The sequence below is a fragment of the Arthrobacter sp. PAMC25564 genome, from assembly GCF_004798705.1.
Lineage (GTDB): Bacteria > Actinomycetota > Actinomycetes > Actinomycetales > Micrococcaceae > Arthrobacter.
The window spans coordinates 310,342-329,626 of sequence record NZ_CP039290.1; the positions used below are offsets into that span (position 1 = coordinate 310,342).

At 67.7% G+C, this 19,285-nt stretch carries 18 protein-coding genes; 3 read left to right on the forward strand and 15 right to left on the reverse strand.

Annotated features, from left to right (window positions below; all coding sequences use genetic code 11):
* Positions 1-33 precede the first annotated feature (33 nt).
* On the forward strand, positions 34-1,014 hold the full coding sequence (hutG, locus tag E5206_RS01430; RefSeq protein ID WP_136320925.1) for a formimidoylglutamase: 981 nt from the start codon (positions 34-36) through the stop codon (positions 1,012-1,014).
* Here the strand turns inward: hutG and E5206_RS01435 are convergent.
* The 15 genes from E5206_RS01435 to E5206_RS01505 all read right to left on the reverse strand — a co-directional run bounded on the left by E5206_RS01435 (position 995) and on the right by E5206_RS01505 (position 16,907).
* Positions 995-1,873: an HAD family hydrolase gene (locus E5206_RS01435; protein ID WP_136320926.1), complete on the reverse strand. Its 879-nt coding sequence runs from the start codon at positions 1,871-1,873 to the stop codon at positions 995-997. The two genes, hutG and E5206_RS01435, sit on opposite strands and share 20 nt — an antisense overlap.
* Positions 1,870-4,533, reverse strand: a complete 2,664-nt coding sequence (locus E5206_RS01440; protein WP_136320927.1) for a phosphoribosyltransferase domain-containing protein — start codon at positions 4,531-4,533, stop codon at positions 1,870-1,872. The genes E5206_RS01435 and E5206_RS01440 overlap by 4 nt, the downstream gene beginning before the upstream one ends.
* On the reverse strand, positions 4,530-5,714 hold the full coding sequence (locus E5206_RS01445; RefSeq protein WP_136320928.1) for an HpcH/HpaI aldolase/citrate lyase family protein: 1,185 nt from the start codon (positions 5,712-5,714) through the stop codon (positions 4,530-4,532). Before E5206_RS01445 ends, E5206_RS01440 begins: the two co-directional genes overlap by 4 nt.
* Positions 5,715-5,749: 35 nt before the next feature.
* Positions 5,750-6,505 (reverse strand): hypothetical protein, encoded by a 756-nt coding sequence (locus E5206_RS01450; protein WP_136320929.1) that lies wholly within the window; start codon positions 6,503-6,505, stop codon positions 5,750-5,752.
* A gap of 1 nt (position 6,506) precedes the next feature.
* Positions 6,507-7,049, reverse strand: coding sequence for a TerD family protein (locus E5206_RS01455; protein WP_240690098.1), 543 nt, complete (start codon positions 7,047-7,049; stop codon positions 6,507-6,509).
* A gap of 8 nt (positions 7,050-7,057) precedes the next feature.
* Complete coding sequence (locus tag E5206_RS01460) at positions 7,058-7,567, reverse strand: hypothetical protein (RefSeq protein ID WP_136320931.1); 510 nt, start codon at positions 7,565-7,567, stop codon at positions 7,058-7,060.
* Positions 7,568-7,601: 34 nt separating this feature from the next.
* Positions 7,602-8,798 carry a toxic anion resistance protein gene (locus E5206_RS01465; RefSeq protein WP_136320932.1) on the reverse strand — a complete coding sequence of 399 codons (1,197 nt, stop codon included), beginning with the start codon at positions 8,796-8,798 and terminating at the stop codon, positions 7,602-7,604.
* Between the two features lie 32 nt (positions 8,799-8,830).
* Positions 8,831-9,412, reverse strand: a complete 582-nt coding sequence (locus E5206_RS01470; RefSeq protein WP_136320933.1) for a TerD family protein — start codon at positions 9,410-9,412, stop codon at positions 8,831-8,833.
* A gap of 69 nt (positions 9,413-9,481) precedes the next feature.
* The gene (locus E5206_RS01475; RefSeq protein ID WP_136320934.1) at positions 9,482-10,063 is read right to left on the reverse strand and encodes a TerD family protein; all 582 of its coding nucleotides are present in this window, start codon (positions 10,061-10,063) and stop codon (positions 9,482-9,484) included.
* A 37-nt stretch (positions 10,064-10,100) separates the two neighbouring features.
* On the reverse strand, positions 10,101-10,691 hold the full coding sequence (locus tag E5206_RS01480) for a TerD family protein (RefSeq protein WP_136320935.1): 591 nt from the start codon (positions 10,689-10,691) through the stop codon (positions 10,101-10,103).
* Positions 10,692-10,742: 51 nt separating this feature from the next.
* Complete coding sequence (locus E5206_RS01485) at positions 10,743-11,855, reverse strand: DUF475 domain-containing protein (protein ID WP_136320936.1); 1,113 nt, start codon at positions 11,853-11,855, stop codon at positions 10,743-10,745.
* A 302-nt stretch (positions 11,856-12,157) separates the two neighbouring features.
* Positions 12,158-12,394, reverse strand: a complete 237-nt coding sequence (locus tag E5206_RS01490; RefSeq protein WP_136320937.1) for a hypothetical protein — start codon at positions 12,392-12,394, stop codon at positions 12,158-12,160.
* A gap of 152 nt (positions 12,395-12,546) precedes the next feature.
* Positions 12,547-14,139: a histidine ammonia-lyase gene (hutH, locus tag E5206_RS01495; RefSeq protein ID WP_136320938.1), complete on the reverse strand. Its 1,593-nt coding sequence runs from the start codon at positions 14,137-14,139 to the stop codon at positions 12,547-12,549.
* Positions 14,136-15,839: a urocanate hydratase gene (locus E5206_RS01500; RefSeq protein WP_136320939.1), complete on the reverse strand. Its 1,704-nt coding sequence runs from the start codon at positions 15,837-15,839 to the stop codon at positions 14,136-14,138. The genes hutH and E5206_RS01500 overlap by 4 nt, the downstream gene beginning before the upstream one ends.
* A gap of 159 nt (positions 15,840-15,998) precedes the next feature.
* Positions 15,999-16,907, reverse strand: a complete 909-nt coding sequence (locus E5206_RS01505; protein WP_240689880.1) for an IclR family transcriptional regulator — start codon at positions 16,905-16,907, stop codon at positions 15,999-16,001.
* Between the two features lie 192 nt (positions 16,908-17,099).
* Between E5206_RS01505 and E5206_RS01510 the strand changes: the two genes are divergently transcribed.
* Both E5206_RS01510 and E5206_RS01515 read left to right on the forward strand, forming a co-directional pair.
* Positions 17,100-17,543 (forward strand): protein-tyrosine phosphatase family protein, encoded by a 444-nt coding sequence (locus E5206_RS01510; RefSeq protein ID WP_136320940.1) that lies wholly within the window; start codon positions 17,100-17,102, stop codon positions 17,541-17,543.
* A 176-nt stretch (positions 17,544-17,719) separates the two neighbouring features.
* Complete coding sequence (locus tag E5206_RS01515; protein ID WP_240689882.1) at positions 17,720-19,237, forward strand: amino acid permease; 1,518 nt, start codon at positions 17,720-17,722, stop codon at positions 19,235-19,237.
* Positions 19,238-19,285: the final 48 nt, after the last annotated feature.

Here is a 19,285-nt window from a genome sequence, read left to right on the forward strand (position 1 = left end):
GTTTTAGGGCCCCGGCTGGGGTGAGCTTGGAGCATGGCTTTCCCAATGATCACCGTTGATGTCCCGCCGCAGCCCTGGACCGGGAGGTTCGACGGCGAAGGCCCCGAGCATCGCCGCTGGTGGCAGGCCGTGACCCCCTACGGCCCGCGCACGCTCCCTGGCACGGACCCCGTCCCGCATCCCGGAACGCACCACCCGCGCCCGGCCGTCATCCTGGGCTTCGGCAGCGACGCGGGAGTGCGCCGCAACAAGGGCCGCACGGGTGCCGCGGCTGCCCCTGCCGCCATCCGCGCCGCGCTCGGCCCGCTCGCGTTCCACTTGGACCGTGAGGTGCACGACGCCGGCGACGTCACCGTGGCCGGGGACGCCCTCGAGGCGGGGCAGGCGCGCGCCGGGCTGGCCATCACCGGGCTGCTCGATGCCGGCAGGCTTCCCGTGGTGCTCGGCGGCGGCCACGAGACAGCATTCGCCAGCTACCTGGGCGTGGCCGGCTCCCTGGCGGTCCGCGAGGGCCTGCGGGTGGGCGTGCTGAACCTCGACGCCCACTTCGACCTCCGCGACGAACCCGTGCCCGGTTCCGGCACCCCGTTCCTGCAGATGGCCCGCGCCGAAGCCGCCGCCGGCCGCGAACTGAAGTACGCCGTCGTCGGGATTTCCGAGCCGAACAACACCCGGGCACTATTCCGCACCGCCGATGACCTCGGCGTGGACTACCTGCTGGACGAGGACTGCTCGGCGGAGGCCTCGGGAGCTTTTGTCGCGGCCTTCCTGGCGCAGGTGGACGCACTGTACCTGACCATCGACCTGGACGTACTGCCGGCGTCGGTGGCACCCGGGGTCAGCGCGCCGGCCGCCTACGGCGTCCCGCTGCCGGTGATCAACGCGGTGTGCCGCCAGGTGGCCGTGAGCGGGAAGCTGCTGCACCTGGATATCGCGGAGCTGAACCCGGAGTACGACGTCGACGGCCGCACCGCGAAAGTCGCCGCCCGGCTGCTCAACACACTGCTGGGGTAGCGGCGTCCGGCACCCCGGCGACGGGGCTCATCGACTCCGCCAGGACCCCGCTCATGAACCGCAGGATCTCCTCCCCCGCCAGCACGCCCGACGCGGCCGTCACCATCAGGTTCGCCCGGGCGAAGCCGTCGCTGTGCAACTCCCCGTGCGCGGGGCGGATCGCGATGTCCGCCAGTTCGAGGAGGCCGGCATCCAGCCGCGAGTCGCCAGCGGCGACGAGGAGTCCGGCACCGCTGCGCCGCCGGACTTCGGCAACGGCGGTTTCCTTGCTGACCGGCACAGGCACGCAGTACAGCTTGCGGCCCTGCAGGGACGTGGACCAGCCGCGCTCATGGCACCAGGCCGCAAGGTCCTGGAGATAGCCGGCGGAGAGTTCGTGCCGGTTGACGATCGAGTACAGAAAGACGTCTTCGGCCGTCCGGACCCGCAGGATCCCGGGAACTGCCGCGCTGCCGGTGAGATGGGCCAGCACCTCGCTCAGGGGGGCGCAATGCCCGGCCAGGGACCGCCGGATGTGGTGTGACCAGCCAGGATCGGGTTCGCCGTCATACAGCAGGACGGCCCCGTTGCTCGTCACGGCGTAGCCGCGGCCTGCTCCGGGGAGCTGTACCCGGGCAAACTGGGCCTGCGTGCGGGTGGTTACCGGCACGAAGATGCCCTGCTCCACGATCGCCGCAAGCAACTCCTCGGCTGCCCGGGTCATGAAGGACAGCGGCGCCGCGTCATACACCTCCGAGACCACCATCCTAGGCGCCAGGTTGTCGCTCCCCGTCAGCGCCATGGAGTTCGCCGAGTAGATCAGGGTGCGGTCAAGATCGCTGGCCAGGATGACCGGTGCGGCGCTTGAGCGAGGGCTCATACGTCGATCACGGTCTTTCCGTCGGCCCCTGTCGCGCCCGGGGTGTGGAGCGGATGGATCAGGCCGACACAGCTGTAGGGCAGGCCGGGGACCTCCAGGACTTCGACGCCGCGCTGTTCGGCCAGGTGCAGCACGTGCGCGATGTCGCGGATCGCGTCCGGGCGTATGAGCACTTTCCACGGCACGCGCCGCAGGAGGACCCGGGTGGTCTCGCCGACGCCCGGCTTGACCAGGTTGACGTTGTTGATGCCGAAGCTCCGGCTGATGCCTTCAACGGCAGCCCAGCCCGACCAGTCAGCCTCCGGCAGCGCCTCCAGCTGCGCGGGTGCGCCGGCCGCCGCCGCCAGGACGTCATCGCGCACCTCCGGAAAACGGGCCGTGACGGCGTCCAGGAAACCGTTGGAAACATCGCTGCCCGCCAGGTGCGAGTAGAACTTGGCGCCGTGGAAATCGCCTGGGGCGATCAGCTCCTCGTTGAAGACGGTGCGTGACACGAGGCCCGAGACGGTGGAATTCAGGCAGGCGGAAGGGACGAGATAGTCCTCCCGGGTGCCGAAGATCCGCACACAGTGTCCCGGGTCCGCGAGGACCGCCAGCTCAGGCCGGAACGCCGCGCCGTCGGTCTTCCGGAAGAGCCCGACAGCGGACTCAAGCTCGCGGGCGATCGCACCTTTTCCGGTCCAGGCGTCGACGAACATGATCTTTTCCGGGCTGTGGCGGGCGGCAAGGTAACCGAGGGCGGCCTGGTCGATGCCGAGCCCGCGGACGATGCTGATGGCATAGTGCGGCAGGTCCAGGCCGTGGACTTCCCGGGCCCAGCGCTTCATCAGGATCCCCACCGGGGTGCCGGCGCGCGCCAGGGACACAAGCACCGGAGTATCATTGCGGAGCTTCAGGACCTGCTCCGTGAGGGTGCCGACGGCGTGCGCCAGCCGGGCCGCAGAGCTGTCCAGCGCCGCCTGGAAGAGGGCCTGGTACTCGGCTGAGGGCTCGAATTCCTGCGGCAACGATTCAGCGTAACTGGCCTTGCCGGACTGGATTGCAGCTTCGCGTTCGGCCGGCGGCGCCTCCAGTTGTGCGAAGCTCAGGTCCTTGAGCAGCCATTGCACGTCCTCCGCGGCGTAGGAGCCGAAGGCGGGGCCGGCAAGCGGCGCCGGGAACGGCGCCTGGCGGGGAAGCAGCACAAGCCCGACGGCGGCGCGGGTGCCCGCCACGGCCTCCACGATCCTGCCCGGCGCCGTCAGCCCGGCGGCCGGAGTCCCGGGCTCCGGCATGATCACCACGGTGTCGAAAAGCCCTTCAGGGTGCCCAAAGTTGTAGGCGAACCGGGGCCCTGGCCCGTCCGCGGCATCGTCACCACCGGAAAACGCCACAGCCGAACGGATCGCATAGTCCGGCTCGTCCAGGGCCGCGATCGGTGACCGTGTGCTGGTCGAATAGCGGACGTCGATCTCGGGGCAAAGCTCCTGCAGCCGGACGGCGACGGCCAGCGGGAGGGCCATGAATTCCTCGGTGGCCAGCACCAGGAGCCGGCTGCCGGGCAGCGCCCCGCCGTCGATGGAGGCGGCGAGGGCAGCGGCGATCCCGGCCGCCTGCTGCGGATCGGGCCGCCCCGCGACGCCGAAGCGTGCGCTCCGGATGGGCGGGACGGCGCCGTTCAGGTCCACTACCCGAAGCTGCCCCGCAGGGGTTTCCGCCGGGCCTTGGTGCGGGACGGCAGGCGGCGGGAAGGTGCGGATCAGTTCCGAGGCATCCGCGGCAAGCGTGCCCGGTAACCGGATCCTTCCGTCCGCCAAGGCCACGGTGCTGATCCGTGTATCGAGTTCGACGGCGAGGGCGTCAAGCCCTCCGCGGTCTGCTGCCGAACGCAGGTCTACGAGGGACGCAACGACATACCGGCGGTGCGGGGCCGTGCGGTGAAGTTCACGGATGGTATTGACGATTGTGGCACCGGTGCTCAGCTCGTCGTCCACCAGGATCACGGTGCCGGCCAGGTCCAGGGCTGCGCGGCTGGTCGGCAGGAGCTGATGGGAGGTGGCATGCGAATGCGTCTCTTCGAACGCTCCGTACGGCGCCACCCCTTCGCCGCCCGCTGCCTGCCGGGTGGAGTGAAGGTAGTACGTTCCCAGCTGCCCGGCGACAAGCTGCCCCAGCCCGGTGGCGGTTTCTGCATAACCGATCGTCACGGTGCCGGGAAGTGTTGTCTGGTGCGCGTCGAGCAGTTCACCGAGACCGGCGATGGCGGACATCCTGGCCCGCCGGGTTTCCCGCTCGCAGGAGGAGCCGGAAACACTGTTGCCGGCAGGATCCGGGGCCAGGAGGCCCGCAAGCTTCGCCGCGGCCTCGTCGATGACGGCGCCGAGCGGCCCGGCGGGCGGCGCCGAGCCTGCGGCCGGGACCGCGGCGTCCTGAAGTTCCTGCCGGACCAGGAGGGCCAGCAGCCGGCCGGCCGATGTCGTGATCCCCGGTTCGGTGGGGATGTGCTTGGCGAGAACCCGGGAGACGAGCAGATGGGCCCGCTTGGGGTTACGCCGCAGCGCCACCCCGACCAGGGCTTCGACCGGCAGCACGGAGCGCCCGGGGACGGTGGCCACGCCGATGCCGAGGACGTCCCGGACATACCCGCCGGTCCAGGAAACGTCCGTCTGGACAACACTCATCGCATGCTCGCTTCCAGGAGTTCGACGAAACTTACGCCGGGGTTCGCGACGCCGAAAGCCCGGGCACGCAGCAAAGTGCGCTCCGCCCAGGCCCGGTGCGGCTTCGACTCGTTCATCTTGTTGCCATATGGCGAGGCCTTCACGCCGCCGCCGGTATCCCCAGCAATGGCCAAGGCATCCACGTACTCCTCATGGCTCACAACGCACATGGAATGCACCACGGGCACATGGCTGGGATGGATCACGGTCTTGCCGAGCAGCCCGTTGGCCTGGTCCAATTCGATCTCGCGGATGAGCCCGTCCAGGTTGTCCATCAGGATCCGTTGGCGGAGTGCGCCCTCGTTGATGGCCTCAAAGGGGGTGGCCCGCAGTTGGGGCCGCAGAACCCGTTCCGTGTTGGCGAAGTGCTCCCACACCGGGCCGGAAATGACCCAGCCGTCGTCCGGGCGGCCGAAGATATTCACGACGTCGCCGATGATGTTGGCCACCACCTTGACGTTGTAGATCGTCAGGTCGCGGGAACGCCGCAACCCGAAGGCGCTGGACATGTCCGTTGCACCGATCCGGACGCAGAGCACCAGCCCGCGGAACTCCTTGACCAGGGCCAGGTTGTCCGTCAGCACACGGACCCGCGACTCCAGATGGGTTGTCGAAAGGTCCTCGATGATCGGCATGGCCCGCAGCGCCGGCGCGTACGGATCCGCCGTGCGGCCGGATTCCTCGTTCAACAGCCGCAACGCCTCCAGGAAGGCCCGGCCGCGGCCTGTCTCATTCTCAAACTTGGGCAGGACGAAGCCAGATACGACGTCCAGGGCTGCACCGGCCCGCCTTCCGACGTCGAGCAGCTGTTCGGGGGTGCGGCACCGGATGAAGATCAGCGGCAGCCCGCCCGGATCGTCCATGCCGTCCAGTTCCGTCAGGGCGGCGAGCAGGTTCTCCTCCGCCGCGGGCACTTCAGCGTCGGGAACGGCGTCCTCGAGGCAAATGACGGTGCTCAGGCATCCGGCCCTGGCCTGCTTCCGGATGCCCTCCGCCAGGGCACTTCTCGTGGCAGGCGTGTAAAGAGTGGCGCCCAATGCCACCGCCAGCAGCCCCGGGTCCGAGGTACGGCGCAGCACCTCGGGCCGCAGATGGAAAAGTCGTTCCTTGACCGGATCGGCCAAGGCCTTGAAGTGCTGCATTGTCCCCCAGATAGTAGCGGTGGCGTCGTGCCGGATCAGCGCCGGAGGACCCGTTGGTCCAGCGGGATTGTCATCGTGAAACCGAATATGGCCCACACGGCCGCATCGGAGGCGTCTTCCGGGACGAACTCGGCGCGCAGCTCAAGGACGGCTCCGATCCGGGAGACATACAGCACGGTCCGCGACCCTGCGTCGTTCCGGGGAGCAACCGCGGCGGCCGCGCCGTCGAAGACCCCGATTGTCAGCGGCGCTTCCCCGGCGATGAACAACGCACGGCGGAGCAGCCGCACGTGGCGCAGGGATACCACTCCGGACGAGTCCTGGATGCCGGCCAGGGGCCGGTTTCCAGGAGTGCTGACGCTGGTTCCCGCCGTCAGCCCGTCGGCGTCGCGGGCTCCCGTCGTGAAGTCCCTGTCCTCCCACGCCACCGAGCGGGCCCCGGCCACCAGGAGGGACCCGATGGCGGACTGCCGCGCGTCCAGGCGCACCACAGGGTTCGCCTCACCCAGTTGACGGACGTCGCCGAAGGCAGGGGCCGGGAAGACGCGGACGGCCGGTGCCGACCGCGGGCCGGACGCCTGGCCAGGACGCCCCGGCGCTGCCGGGGTCCCCGACGATTGGGCCGGCGGGGCGGGACGGGAAGCTACGGTGTCGAGCGTGAGTCCGCCGGAACCCGGGGGGCCGCCGTGGCCGGCCGACGCCGGCTGCATCCTTTCGGGCGGCTTGGTGGCTTTGCGCCGGCGGCTGAGATAGCCCAGATCCGTCCGGATGGTGTTTCGGTCCAGGGGCATGTCAGAGCTTCAGCTTGAAATCGGCGGCGACGGCTGCCAGCCCGGTCTCGTAGCCTTGGCCGAGGGCCCGGAACTTCCAGCCGCCGGCGTGCCGGTAGAGCTCCCCAAGGATCATCGCGTTGATCTTGTCCATGTTCATCGGCGGAACGTTGAAGCGGAGCAGTTCCCTGTCCCGCTCATCGGCCACCCGCAGGTAGGCGTTCCGGACGGCGCCAAAGGTGCCCGGGCCCCGCACGTCCGGGTCGATGTAGACGAGCACGGCGATCTTGCTGACGGCGTCGGGAACCCGGAGCAGGTCGACGTCGATCTGCTCCTGGTCCTCGGTTCCGGCGAACGCGACGCTGCCCTCGGGGCTGGCGATCTGGTTGAAGAACACGAGGTGTTCGTCCGAGACGGCGCGGCCGTCCGCCCCGCACATGATGACCATCGGAACCGGCTCGGATTGCGGACCGCGGCTCGGCACCATGTCCCAGCCGATCCCGAGCAGCACCTTGCCGAGGCCGGGGTTCTCTGCGGTAAGGGCGGCGTTGCTGCCCGCGACCATCGAAGCCACTAGTGTCCTTCCAGGTGGAGACCGTCAACATCAAACTTGTCCCTGAGGAACCGGCCGTGGACGGCCAGTTCCGTAATGGCGCCCGTACGGACCTGGTTGTCCAGGTTCTGAACGGTGGAGTAAAGAGTGTCCAGCTGCTCCAGCAACACCGTCGTGTCGGCGGAATCGTCCCTCCGTGAGTCCGCCGACATCATTGAGTAGGCACGCAGCGGCGACGGCAGATAGTCCGTGATGACAGCGTCCAGCAGCACGCGCTGCTCGGTGGACGCCCCTGACTTCCCGATGTAGCGGATCAGGGCACGGAGGACGTCAGCCAGCTGAAGCAGCTGTGAAAGTACCGCGGTCGGCAGTTCCGCCCCTTGGCGCAGGGCCATCCTGCGGAGTTCCTCGAGCGCCGCTGACGTGGCCGCCAGCTCATCCTGGCCAGGATCGGCCACGGGCTGCTGTTCGACAACAGACTGGGCAACAGCACTGCTGCCGAACAGCGAGCCTAAGAATTTTCCGACCATAGCCCGTAAGCCTATTGCTCAGGGCTGGCGGCCGCTAATTCCCCTCCTGCTGCCGGACCCGGTCCAGGTAGGGACGGGCCCGCTCCAGCCCCGCCTCAAGGGCGTGGACGGTGCCTTCCATGCTCTTGTTGGCCTGGGAGCGGAAGGTGTCGATCGCGTCCATTGTCTGGAAGACGTTGTCGAAGGCTTTCTGCAGGGTCTCCACGCTGACTCCGGAACTGGCCGCCTGCTGGTGGATGCGCGCCGTCTGGTCCTTGAGCATCTCGGAAGTCTTGAGGATCATGTTGTTCGTTGTGGTGTTGATGGCATCGATCTGGTCCAGCACCATCTTCTGGTTGGCCAGCGCCTGGGCCACAATAACGGCGGTCCGCAGCGCGGAGATCGTTGTGGTGCGCGCCCGCTCCACACCCTTGATCAGCTCGGTGTTGTTCTTGCGGATCATGTCGATGGCCAGGTAACCCTGCACAGAGACGGCCAGCTGCGTCAGGATGTCCTGGTGGCGCTGCCTGATCGGGTACAGCACATCCGAGTCGAGGGTGTTGGCTTCTTCGACCTGGCCCGCCAGCTTCATCTGATCGATCCGGTCGGCGGTTGCGGCGTCCAGGGCCTTCGCGAAGACCGCGTACTCGCTCAGGCCCTGCATGGTTTCCCACAACTGGGTCTTTTCCTGGGCGAGCGCGGCATTGTCCTTGAGCAGCTCGTCCTGCCCGGACATCAGGGACTTGATGATCTTGTCCAGCTGGGTCTGGGCGGTCTCATACTTCTGGAAGTACTTCGCGAGTTTGTTGCCGCCCGGGATGATCCCAAGGATCTTGCGGCCAACGCTCAGGTCAGCTTCGTTGGGGGTGAGGTCTTCGACCGTGGACCGGAGTTCACCGAGCGTTGCCGCCACGTGCACCTGGGCGCTGCTGCCCGACTTCTTCGCGCTGGCCAACGAAGTGGAGGACCGTTCCAGGAGCCGGCTCGAGGTGCTGGCGGAGGACACCAGCTGCTGGCCCGCCAGCCGGTTGATCCCGTCAATTTTGCTCGTGTACTCGGGGCTGTGCGGGTTCATCGCGGCGACTTCGCTGACAAAGGCCCGCGCCTGCGCATTGATCTCCTGCTGGCGTTCAGCCGGAACCGGGACCATGCCCGGGGCGTCGTCGACCTTGACGATGTCCAGGCTCTCCGGAGCGTTCAGGACGAGCGGCGTCGAGGCCGCGGTGTCAGGCGGGGTGAGTTGCATGCTCATTGGTGCGTCTCTCTTTCCTTGGTCGCGGAGTCTTAGTCGAGCTGGACGCCGAAGTCCGCGGCAATGCCGGCCAGACCTGTCGCATAGCCCTGGCCGACTGCCTTGAACTTCCACTCCCCGTTGTGCCGGTACAGCTCCGCGAAAACCATGCAGGTCTCCGGCGCCGCATCCTCGCTGAGGTCGTAGCGGACCACCTCAGCGTCTGTGCCCTGGTTGACGACGCGGCAGTAAGCGGAGCGCACCTGGCCGAAGTTCTGCCGGCGGGCCTCCGCCTGGTCGATCGAGACGACGAAGACGATCCGCTCAACGTCTGCCGCCACGGCTGACAGTTCGACGGCGATCACTTCGTCGTCGCCGTCGCCGGCACCGGAACGGTTGTCCCCCTTGTGGACGACCGAGCCGTCGGCTGCCGCCGGCTGGTTGTAGAAGATGAAGTCCGCTGAAGTACGGACCTTTCCGTCGGCTCCGAGGAGGAGCGCCGAGGCGTCCAGGTCGAACGCGTCGCCGGCTGTCGTACGTGGGTCCCAGCCCAGACCGACGAGGACCTTGTTCAGTCCGGGATCGGTCTTGGTGAGCGAGAGGTTGCTGCCTTTGGTCAGAGTCAGGCCGGCCATGTTTGTGCTCCTTGTTTCAGTCGGGTGAAGTTGCGCTGGGTGGCCCGGGGGTTGCCGGGCCACCTCCTGCTAGTCCAGGACGATGCCGAAATCCGTGGCTACGCCATGGAGGCCGGAGGCGTAGCCCTGGCCGACGGCACGGAACTTCCACTCGCCGTTGTTGCGGTAGATCTCCGCAAAAATCATGCACGTCTCGGCGGCTGCGTCCTCGGTAAGGTCGTAGCGGACAACTTCGTTGTCGGTCTCCTGGTTCACAACCCGGCAGAAGGCGTCGCGCACCTGGCCGAAGTTCTGCCGCCGGGCCTCGGCCTGGTCGATCGACACGACGATGACGATCTTCTCGATGTCGGAGGCCACGGAGTCAAGATCAATCAGGATCTGCTCGTCGTCCCCTTCGCCCTCACCGGTGCGGTTGTCGCCCTGGTGCACGATCGCGCCGTCGGGCGAGGTCAGCTGGTTGTAGAAGATGAAGTCGTCGTTGGAGCGGACCTTGCCGTCGGCCCGGACGAGGAGCGCCGAGGCATCGAGGTCGAACTGCTCCCCCGCGGTGGTCCGCGGGTCCCAGCCGAGGCCGATCATGGCCTTGCGGAGGCCGGGGTCGGCTTTTGTCAGGGACAGGTTGCTGCCCTTGCTCAGAGTCAGGCTGGACACGTGTTACTCCTTCGGTGGGCTGGGACTAAACAGTAGCTCAGAGCGCAGACGCCGCGACGCCGAGGACGTCAACGGCCGTGCGGCCGTTGGCCGGGGTCCCGACCGCCTGGAAGCTCCAGGCGTGGCCGTTCCGCGAAAGCTTCGACATGATCATTGCCGTGTTCGGGCCGGACTCCGTGAGATCGTAGCGGGCGACTTCCGGGCTGCCCGCGACGGAGTCGTCGATGACCCGGCAGAAGGCGTTCTGGACCATGTTGAAGGTCTGCTGGCTGTAGCTGGTGATGACGAAAACGATGTGCTGGACCGCCGGCGAGACGTCGGGCAGGTTCACCATGAGGGTCTCGTCGTCGCCGTCCCCGGCGCCGGTCAGGTTGTCACCGGTGTGGCGGATGGCGCCGTCCTTGCTGGTGAGCTGGTTGAAGAAGACCGTGTCCAGGTGCTTACCGTCGCCGTCGAACAGGATGGCCGAGGCATCCAGGTCGATTTCGACCGTCTTGGTTCCGCCGAAGAATCCCTTCTTGGCCGGAACGGCAGAGTCCCAGCCGAGACCCAAGCGGACGTTTGTCAGGGAGTCACCGTTCTGCTTGGTCAGCGACAGTGACTGGCCCTTCTGCAAACTCAAACCCATTGATTTACTCGCTTCTCATCGTGGTGGTTGGGGATTTTGTACCGTGGTGGACTAGCTGTTCAGATCGGCCGGTTGCAGCGATTCGTTCTGTTCGCCGGCAGCGGCCCGCTTGTTGCGACGGACGGAGCCGGCGAAGGCGGCTCCGATGAACACGACGCCGATCAGGCCGGTCACGATCTCGTTGATGGGAACCACGATCGTGACCAGCAGGATCACGGCCAGAGCGCCGATGGCCCAGTGCGCCCCGTGGTCGAGGTATTCGTATTCGTCCAGCGTCCCCTGGCGGACCAGGAAGACCGTCAGGGAGCGGACGAACATGGCACCGATGAAGCCCAGTCCCAGGGCGATGATGATCGGATCCGAGGTGATGGCGAAGGCGCCGATGACGCCGTCGAAGGAGAAGGAGGCGTCAATGACTTCCAGGTAGAGGAACAGCATGAGGGCGGCTTTTCCGGCCACTTTTGCGGCTCCGGTGGGGCCTGAATGTACGACGATGTCAGCGTCATCGGCGTCGACATCACCGTCTGCGTCAACGTCGAAGAGGTTTCCGAGGCCGTTCACCAGGAAGTAGGTGATCATGCCCAGAAGACCCGCCAGCAAGACGATTCCTTGTTTGTCGCCAGCCACGCCACCGGCAACGGCCAGCGCGACCATGCCCAGAATCAGGGAGGCGCTGTCGAGCTTGCCCAGCTTGGCCAGCGGGATTTCAAGGAACTTGATCCACTTGATCTCGCGGTGGGCGAGGATGAAGTCCAGGAACAGCATCAGGAGGAACATTCCGCCGAACGCGGCAATCTGCGGATGCGCTTCGTGCAGCAGGTAGCCATAACTGCCGGGAGTGTGCGGGTCGCCCTTTTCCATCGCCAGGCTGACGGCTTCAACCGGGTTCAGCTGGGCTGTCACTCCGACAATCAGCAGCGGGAAGAGGATGCGCATCCCGAAGACCGCGATAATGACGCCCACGCTCAGGAACATCTTCTGCCAGAACGGGTTCATGCGTTCGAGGATTCGCGCGTTGACCACCGCGTTGTCGAAACTCAGGCTGATTTCAAGAATGCCCAGGATGAGGCAAAGAATTAGCGCCTGGGGGCCGCCGTAAAGGAAAGCCACCGCCAATGCGATGATGGTGACCGCTAACGACCAACCGAAAGTCTTGAAAAACACGCTCGAACAACTCCTGGAACGACGGGTCCTGGCCGGCAAATGACGGCAAGACGGCGAAAAACATCCCGGAAGTTATCCCCCAAGACTTCGTGCCAACATCATAACCGCAGGGTCCGACACTCTCTAGCCCGACGCCCGGCCATTTTTCAGCGGCGGCGGGTCGGGCCGGATCGGACATTCCGGGCGGCGCAGTCACCTGCCCAACGTTCCTGGCCACAAAAAAGTCCCCGTCGCCCGGGCTGGCCCCGCCGGATGCGGGGCCGGTCGGGACGACCGGGACTTTCTGTTGAGGCTGGGTTCGGCTAGGCTCGCCGCACCTGGACGCCGTCGGATTTCAGGAAGATTTGGGTCTCGGACGGGTCCGCCGGGACCAGCCAGAGCACGTTGCCGCTCATCGAAATTTCTTCGACCTCACCGGCTGCCAAAGCTTGCGCGTGCTTGAGGATTTCGACCCGGTCTCCGGCCTTGAGGCTTCTCCAGTCGGAAACCGTGGTGGCGGATGCCTGGCGTCTGGACAAAACCGTCCCGCGTGCTTTCATTTGAACTTCTACCCCTTTGTATATGTTCTTTGCCACAACTTCGTTGGTATGGACTTTCATTTTTACTACAGTTTCCGGGCCCCCGACGGCCGTGTTGCCAACTATTTCGGGGGCGCCGGAAATTGTTCATCTGAACTGCATTTTGTTTCTTCTCAGGCGAGATTTCCGACGGCGGATTCGGCCGCGGCCCGGACCGCGCCGGAGGCGAGCAGCCGGTCGGCCGCTTCAAGCTCCGGTGACAGGAACCGGTCCGTCCCCGGACCGTCGACGACGCCGCGCAGTGCGGCGATAACGGCCGTGCCGGCCGGCCCCGGCGTGAGGGCGCCGTCGGAGAGCTGGGTCCGGATGTCGAGCGCCCGGGCCGAGGTGACCAGTTCGATCGCCAGGACGCGGCGCAGGTTCTCAACCGCCTTCCGGAGCTTGCGGGCCGCGTGCCAGCCCATGGACACGTGGTCCTCCTGCATCGCGGAGCTCGGAATCGAGTCCACCGAGGCGGGAACGGCCAGCCGCTTGTTGTCCGAGACCAGCCCTGCCTGGGTGTACTGCGCGATCATCAGGCCGGAATCGACGCCGGGATCCGCGGCCAGGAAGGCCGGCAGCCCGTGCGAGCGCGCCGGATCGAGCATCCGGTCGGTGCGGCGCTCGGCGATGGAGCTCAGGTCCGCGACGGCGATGGCGAGGAAGTCGAGGACGTAGGCTACCGGGGCGCCATGGAAGTTGCCGTTGGAGCTGACGCGTCCGTCGGGCAGGACCACCGGGTTGTCGATCGCGGCGGCCAGTTCGCGGGAGGCGACGAGGGCCGCGTGGTCCACGGTGTCCCGGACGGCGCCGGCGACCTGGGGTGCGCAGCGCAGCGAGTAGGCGTCCTGGACCTTGGTGTCGTTGATCCGGTGCGAGGCCACGATCGGGGAGTTGGAGAGCACCCGGAGCATGTTGTCCGCGGAGGCGGCCTGGCCCGGGTGCGGCCGGAGCGCGGCGTGCAGCTCGGGCAGGAACACCTGGTCCGTGCCGAGCAGCGCCTCGACGCTGAGCGCGGCGGTGATGTCCGCCGTCGTGAGCAGCTGGCGGATGTCCGCGATGGCCATCAGCAGCATGCCGAGCATGCCTTCGGTGCCGTTGACGAGGGCCAGGCCTTCCTTCTCGGCGAGCGTGACCGGGGCGATCCCGTGCCCGGCGAGGAGTTCGGCGACAGCCCGTTCGCCCCGGCCGCCGTATGTCACGCCGTCGGGCCCTTCCGCTTCGCCTTCGCCCATCAGCACGAGGGCGCAGTGGGACAGCGGCGCGAGGTCCCCGGAGCAGCCGAGGGAGCCGAATTCGCGGACCACCGGGGTGATGCCGGCGTTGAGGACATCCACCATGGTCTGCAGCACCACCGGGCGGACGCCGGTGCGGCCGGAGGCGAGCGTCTTGGCGCGCAGGAACATGATGCCGCGGACCACCTCGCGTTCCACGGCCGGGCCCATGCCGGCGGCGTGGCTGCGGATCAGGGACTTCTGCAGCTGGGTGCGCAGCTCGTTGGGGATGTGCCGGTTGGCCAGCGCCCCGAAGCCGGTGGAAATGCCGTAGGCCGGGACCTCGCTGTGGGCAAGGCTGTCGATGTGGGCGCGGACCTTGGCGACGGCATCCAGGGCGTCCGGGTCGATGGTCACCTTTGCGTCGTGGCGGGCGACGGCGACGACGTCCTCGGGGGTGACGCCGCTGGAGCCGAGGGTGACGGTGAGCGGTTCGTGGGTTGTTAAGGTCACTTTGCGGTTCCTTCGTTCATGGGGATGCGGACGCCGCGTTCCCTGGCGACCTCGACGGCGCGCTCGTAGCCGGCATCGGCGTGGCGGATGACGCCCATGCCGGGATCATTGGTGAGCAGGCGTTCGAGCTTTTCGGCGGCGAGGTCAGTGCCGTCGGCGACGGAGACCTGGCCGGCGTGGATGGAACGGCCGATCCCGACGCCGCCGCCGTGGTGGATGGAGACCCAGGTGGCTCCGGACGCGGTGTTGAGCAGGGCGTTGAGCAGCGGCCAGTCGGCGATTGCGTCCGAGCCGTCGGCCATGGCCTCGGTCTCGCGGTACGGGGAGGCGACGGAGCCGGAGTCCAGGTGGTCGCGGCCGATCACGATGGGGGCCTTGACCTTGCCTTCCTTGACGAGCCGGTTGAACAGCAGTCCGGCCTTGGCGCGTTCGCCGTAGCCCAGCCAGCAGATCCGCGCCGGCAGGCCCTCGAACTCCACGCGCTCCTGTGCGGCGTCGATCCAGCGGTGCAGGTGCTTGTTCTCCGGGAACAGCTCCTTGATTGCCGCGTCGGTGACGGCGATATCCTCCGGGTCGCCGGAAAGGGCGACCCAGCGGAACGGGCCGAGGCCCTCGCAGAACAGCGGGCGGATGTACGCCGGGACGAAGCCGGGGAATTCGAAGGCGCGGTTGTAGCCGCCCTTGCGGGCCTCGTCGCGGATCGAGTTGCCGTAGTCGAACACTTCGGCGCCGGCGTCCTGGAACTCGACCATGGCCTGGACGTGCCTGGCCATGGAGGTCTGGGCCTTCTTGGTGAAGCCCTCCGGGTCCGCGGCGGCCTCGCGGTGCCATTCCTCCACGGTGATGCCTTCGGGCAGGTAGCTCAGCGGGTCATGCGCGGAGGTCTGGTCCGTGACGATGTCCACGGTCAGCTCGCCGGCCTTATGGCGGCGCAGGATCTCGGGGAACACCGTGGCGGCGTTGCCGACGTAGCCGACGGACAAGCCACGGCGCTCTTCCTTGGCTTTGATGACCTTGGCGATCGCGGCGTCGAGGTCGGTCTCCACCTCGTCGAGGTAGCGCTTGCCGGCGCGGCGGCGCAGGTGGGCCTCGTCGACGTCGACGATCAGGCAGGCGCCGTCGTTCAGGGTGACGGCGAGCGGCTGCGCGCCGCCCATACCGCCGCAGCCGCCGGTGAGCGTCAGGGTGCCGGCGAGCGTACCGTTCTCGTCCCCGGTGAGTTTGCGGGCGATCGCGGCGAAGGTTTCGAAGGTGCCCTGCAGGATGCCCTGGGTGCCGATGTAGATCCAGGATCCGGCGGTCATCTGGCCGTACATCATCAGGCCCTCGGCCTCGAGCCGGCGGAACTCGGGCCAGTTGGCCCAGTCGCCGACGAGGTTGGAGTTGGCCAAGAGCACCCGCGGCGCCCATTCGTTGGTGCGGAACACGCCGACCGGCTTGCCGGACTGGACCAGCAGGGTCTCGTCCTTCTCCATGGTTTCCAGGGTGCGGGTGATCGCGTCGAACGCGGCCCAGGACCGGACGGCCCGGCCGGTGCCGCCGTAGACCACCAGGTCATCGGGGCGTTCGGCGACCTCGGGATCCAGGTTGTTCATCAGCATCCGCAGCGGGGCTTCCGTCTGCCAGGACTTGGCGGTGAGCGTGGTGCCGCGGGCTGCTTTGACCGGGCGGGCACCGGTGGTGAAATCGGCGGGTGCCATGAGGGGCTCCTTCGTGTCTTGAATGGTTCCGGGAAGAGGTTCTGTATCAACTAAAGCCTGCCCGCGGCCCCGGAAACAGGGCCTGCGGGCGGGTGCTGTCCGGGATTCCAGACCCAACTGACTCGCAGTTGTTGTCGTTTTGAGGCGTCAAAACGACAACTAGTGCGAGCTAGTTGGGCTGGGGCGGCCATGGATGCGGACCGAGAGCTCGTCCGCGACCTTCTGCACCCGCGCGGCCAGGGCCGGCCACTCCTCCGCGGGCAGCTTCGCCTCGAGGAAGGTCACCGCGACGGCGGCCGTCGGCCAGCCCACGTGGTCCGTGACCGCCGCGGCGATCGATCCGAAGCCCGGCGTCACCTCGCCGTGTTCGGTCGCGTAGCCGCGCTGCCGGACCTGGTCCAGGTGCGAGGACAGCGCGGAGTATTTCATGATGGGCGACTCGGTCTCGTGCCTTGCCGTGAAGGCGGCCGCGTTCGGGTACAGCGCGCGGACCTGCGACTTCGGCAGCGCCGCAAGGATGGCCCGGCCGCTCGCGGTCAGGTGGCTCGGGAGCCTGACCCCGACGTCGGTCACGAGGGACGGGCGGTTCTTGGCCCGCTCCTCGACAATGTAGAGCACGTCCCGGCCGTGCAGCACGGCGAGGTGCGCGCTCTCGCCGATCACATCCACGAGAGAGGCGAGCATGGGCCGGCCGAGCCTGGACAGGGGTTCCTGCCGCGAATAGGCGGAGCTGAGTTCGAAGGCGCTGATGCCCAGGCCGTAGCGCTGCTCCTCGTGCAGGTGCAGCACGAAGCCGTTCGCCTCCATCACGCCGAGCAGGTGGTAGACGCTGGAGCGCGGCAGTCCCAGCGCCGTGGCAATGTTCGACGCCGCCATCGGCCCCCGCTTGGAGGCCAGCAGTTTGAGGATGCGCAGGGTGTTCTCGGCCGCCGGGACCTTGGAGGTCGCCTTCGCGCCGGTTCTGGGCGCCGTCTTGGCGATGGGGGCGGCGCTTGACGCCGCGGGTGCGGGTGCGGGTGCGGGCGGCGCCGCAGCCGTGGTGGTCAGGGTGGTGCTCGTGGCTGGCATGGGTCCTCTTCAAATTCGGGCGGTGTCCGGTATCCCGTACTTAAGCATGCGCCTGGCCGGCGGATCCGGACAGGCCGCCGTCGCCCATCGATGTCTGGCATCCCGGACATTCCGCCTGTCCCCCCGCCCCTTCGGGAACGGCGCAGGGCCCGCCGTAGTCAGGTCTCCGGCAGAACGGCTACGATCTGGACCATGGTGGAGCAGACGTGGGACCCGGCCCAGGACGGCGTCATGGTTTTGCCCTCCGGCCGGCTCATCCGCGGCCGCGCCCTGCGTGGGCCGCTTCCCGCGGGACCGCAGCCTGAATTCGGTGTCTATCTGCTGGGCAAGAGCCCGCCCCCGGTGGCGTGGGAATCACGCTGGGTGCACTGGCCGGACCTGCGGCTGCCGGCCGACGAACCGGAGGCCCTGGAAGCGCTGAGCGAAGCGTGGCGCCGGGCCCAGACCGAGCGCGTGGAGATCGCCTGCTGGCGTGGCCGCGGCAGGACCGGCACGGCACTGGCCTGCATCGCCATCCTGGACGGGGTCCCGCCGGAGCAGGCCGTTTCCTACGTGCGCCGGCAATATCACCGGCGCACGGTGGAGACGCCCTGGCAGCACGGGTACGTCGCCCGTTTCCGGCCGCCGCCCGGGTAATGCACCAAGGTGGCCTGCCGGTGGCACGACGGCGGGCATCCGGCTTGGCGGTCAGCACAGCCTGAGATCCACAGTCTGAAATCAAAGACACCAACCCGCCGTGAGCCTGATCACAGCTGCACCAAACATGGTCTGCTGGATAGCGATCCCCCTCCCAATGACGAGAAGGTATTCGCATGCCACAAGCCCAAACAGCCACGCACCCGGCTCCCGCCGGCGAGACTGCTGGAAAGACCGATGGGACCGCCGCCACCCCCGGACGAGGCGCCGGCGCCGTCGTCGAAACCGTCCTGAGCCGGGGACTCAACGTCCGGCATATCCGGTTCATGGCCCTGGGCTCCGCGATCGGAACCGGGCTGTTCTACGGCTCCGCGTCCGCCATCCAGATGGCCGGGCCCGCCGTGTTGTTCGCCTACATGATCGGCGGCGCGGCCGTGTTCATGGTGATGCGGGCCTTGGGGGAAATGGCCGTGCGGCACCCGGTCTCCGGCTCGTTCGGCCAGTACGCGAGCCGCTACCTCGGCCCGATGGCCGGCTTTGTGACCGGCTGGACCTATGTCTTCGAGATGGCGATCGTGGCCATCGCGGACGTCACGGCCTTCAGCATCTACATGGGGTTCTGGTTCCCCGCGGTGGAGCGCTGGATCTGGGTGCTGGCAATCATTTTCTTCCTGGCGGCCCTGAACCTGCTCAGCGTGAAGGTGTTCGGCGAGCTGGAGTTCTGGTTCTCGCTGATCAAGGTCGCGGCCATCATCGCCATGATCGTGGGCGGCGCGGCCATCATCGTCTTCGGCTTCCAGGCCGGCGGCGCAACCGTCGCCCCGGGCCTGGGCAACCTCGTGGAGCACGGCGGCATGTTCCCCAACGGCTTCGAAGGGCTCCTGGCCTCCTTCGCCGTCGTGATGTTCGCGTTCGGCGGGATCGAGACCCTGGGCATCACCGCCGGTGAGGCGGCCGACCCCAAGTCGGTCATCCCGAAGGCCGTCAACACCGTCCCCGTGCGCGTTCTGCTGTTCTATGTGCTGACCCTCGGCGTGCTGATGAGCCTGTTCCCGTGGAATGAGATCGGCACCAACGGCAGCCCCTTCGTGCAGATCTTCAGCGGCCTGGGCATTCCGGCCGCGCCGCACATCCTCAATGCCGTGGTGATCACCGCCGCGCTCTCGGCCGTCAACAGCGACATCTTCGGCGCCGGCCGGATCCTCTTCGGCCTGGCCAGGCAGGGGCATGCCCCCGCAAGCTTCGGCAAGGTCTCCCGCCACGGGGTTCCGTGGCTGACCGTGGTGCTGATGACCGGCATCCTGCTGGTCGGGGTGGTCCTGAACGCCGTCATCCCGGAGGACGTCTTCCTGCTGATCGCCTCGATCGCCACCTTCGCCACGGTGTGGGTCTGGGCCATGATCCTCGCCTCGCACGTGGCGATGAAGCGCGAGATCACCCGCAAGGGGCTGCCGGCGTCGGAATTCCCGTCGCCGTGGTGGCCCGCCGCTTCCGTGCTGACCATCGTCTTCATGGCCCTGGTGATCGGAATCCTTGGCGCCTTCGAGGACACCCGGGTGGCCCTCTACGTGGGCGCCGTCTGGCTCGGCCTGCTGGTGCTCGCCTACCGGTTCTGGGTCCGCGGCCACGGCCGGGTCCGCGCGGAACTGGCGGACGAAACCTCGCAGCTCCAGCAGGTGCCCGCCCCACGATAGCCCCGGCGCCGCCCGGCCGGTCGCCCGGCTCCCCGCACCGCCGGGCGG

What these genes read in the sequence shown, in the direction of transcription:
- hutG (WP_136320925.1), top strand. Translation starts at nt 34, where the DNA reads ATGGCTTTCCCAATGATCACCGTTGATGTCCCGCCGCAGCCCTGGACC.
- E5206_RS01435 (WP_136320926.1), bottom strand. Translation starts at nt 1,873, where the DNA reads ATGAGCCCTCGCTCAAGCGCCGCACCGGTCATCCTGGCCAGCGATCTT.
- E5206_RS01440 (WP_136320927.1), bottom strand. Translation starts at nt 4,533, where the DNA reads ATGAGTGTTGTCCAGACGGACGTTTCCTGGACCGGCGGGTATGTCCGG.
- E5206_RS01445 (WP_136320928.1), bottom strand. Translation starts at nt 5,714, where the DNA reads ATGCAGCACTTCAAGGCCTTGGCCGATCCGGTCAAGGAACGACTTTTC.
- E5206_RS01450 (WP_136320929.1), bottom strand. Translation starts at nt 6,505, where the DNA reads ATGCCCCTGGACCGAAACACCATCCGGACGGATCTGGGCTATCTCAGC.
- E5206_RS01455 (WP_240690098.1), bottom strand. Translation starts at nt 7,049, where the DNA reads ATGGTCGCGGGCAGCAACGCCGCCCTTACCGCAGAGAACCCCGGCCTC.
- E5206_RS01460 (WP_136320931.1), bottom strand. Translation starts at nt 7,567, where the DNA reads ATGGTCGGAAAATTCTTAGGCTCGCTGTTCGGCAGCAGTGCTGTTGCC.
- E5206_RS01465 (WP_136320932.1), bottom strand. Translation starts at nt 8,798, where the DNA reads ATGAGCATGCAACTCACCCCGCCTGACACCGCGGCCTCGACGCCGCTC.
- E5206_RS01470 (WP_136320933.1), bottom strand. Translation starts at nt 9,412, where the DNA reads ATGGCCGGCCTGACTCTGACCAAAGGCAGCAACCTCTCGCTCACCAAG.
- E5206_RS01480 (WP_136320935.1), bottom strand. Translation starts at nt 10,691, where the DNA reads ATGGGTTTGAGTTTGCAGAAGGGCCAGTCACTGTCGCTGACCAAGCAG.
- E5206_RS01490 (WP_136320937.1), bottom strand. Translation starts at nt 12,394, where the DNA reads ATGAAAGCACGCGGGACGGTTTTGTCCAGACGCCAGGCATCCGCCACC.
- E5206_RS01500 (WP_136320939.1), bottom strand. Translation starts at nt 15,839, where the DNA reads ATGGCACCCGCCGATTTCACCACCGGTGCCCGCCCGGTCAAAGCAGCC.
- E5206_RS01505 (WP_240689880.1), bottom strand. Translation starts at nt 16,907, where the DNA reads ATGCCAGCCACGAGCACCACCCTGACCACCACGGCTGCGGCGCCGCCC.
- E5206_RS01510 (WP_136320940.1), top strand. Translation starts at nt 17,100, where the DNA reads ATGGTGGAGCAGACGTGGGACCCGGCCCAGGACGGCGTCATGGTTTTG.
- E5206_RS01515 (WP_240689882.1), top strand. Translation starts at nt 17,720, where the DNA reads ATGCCACAAGCCCAAACAGCCACGCACCCGGCTCCCGCCGGCGAGACT.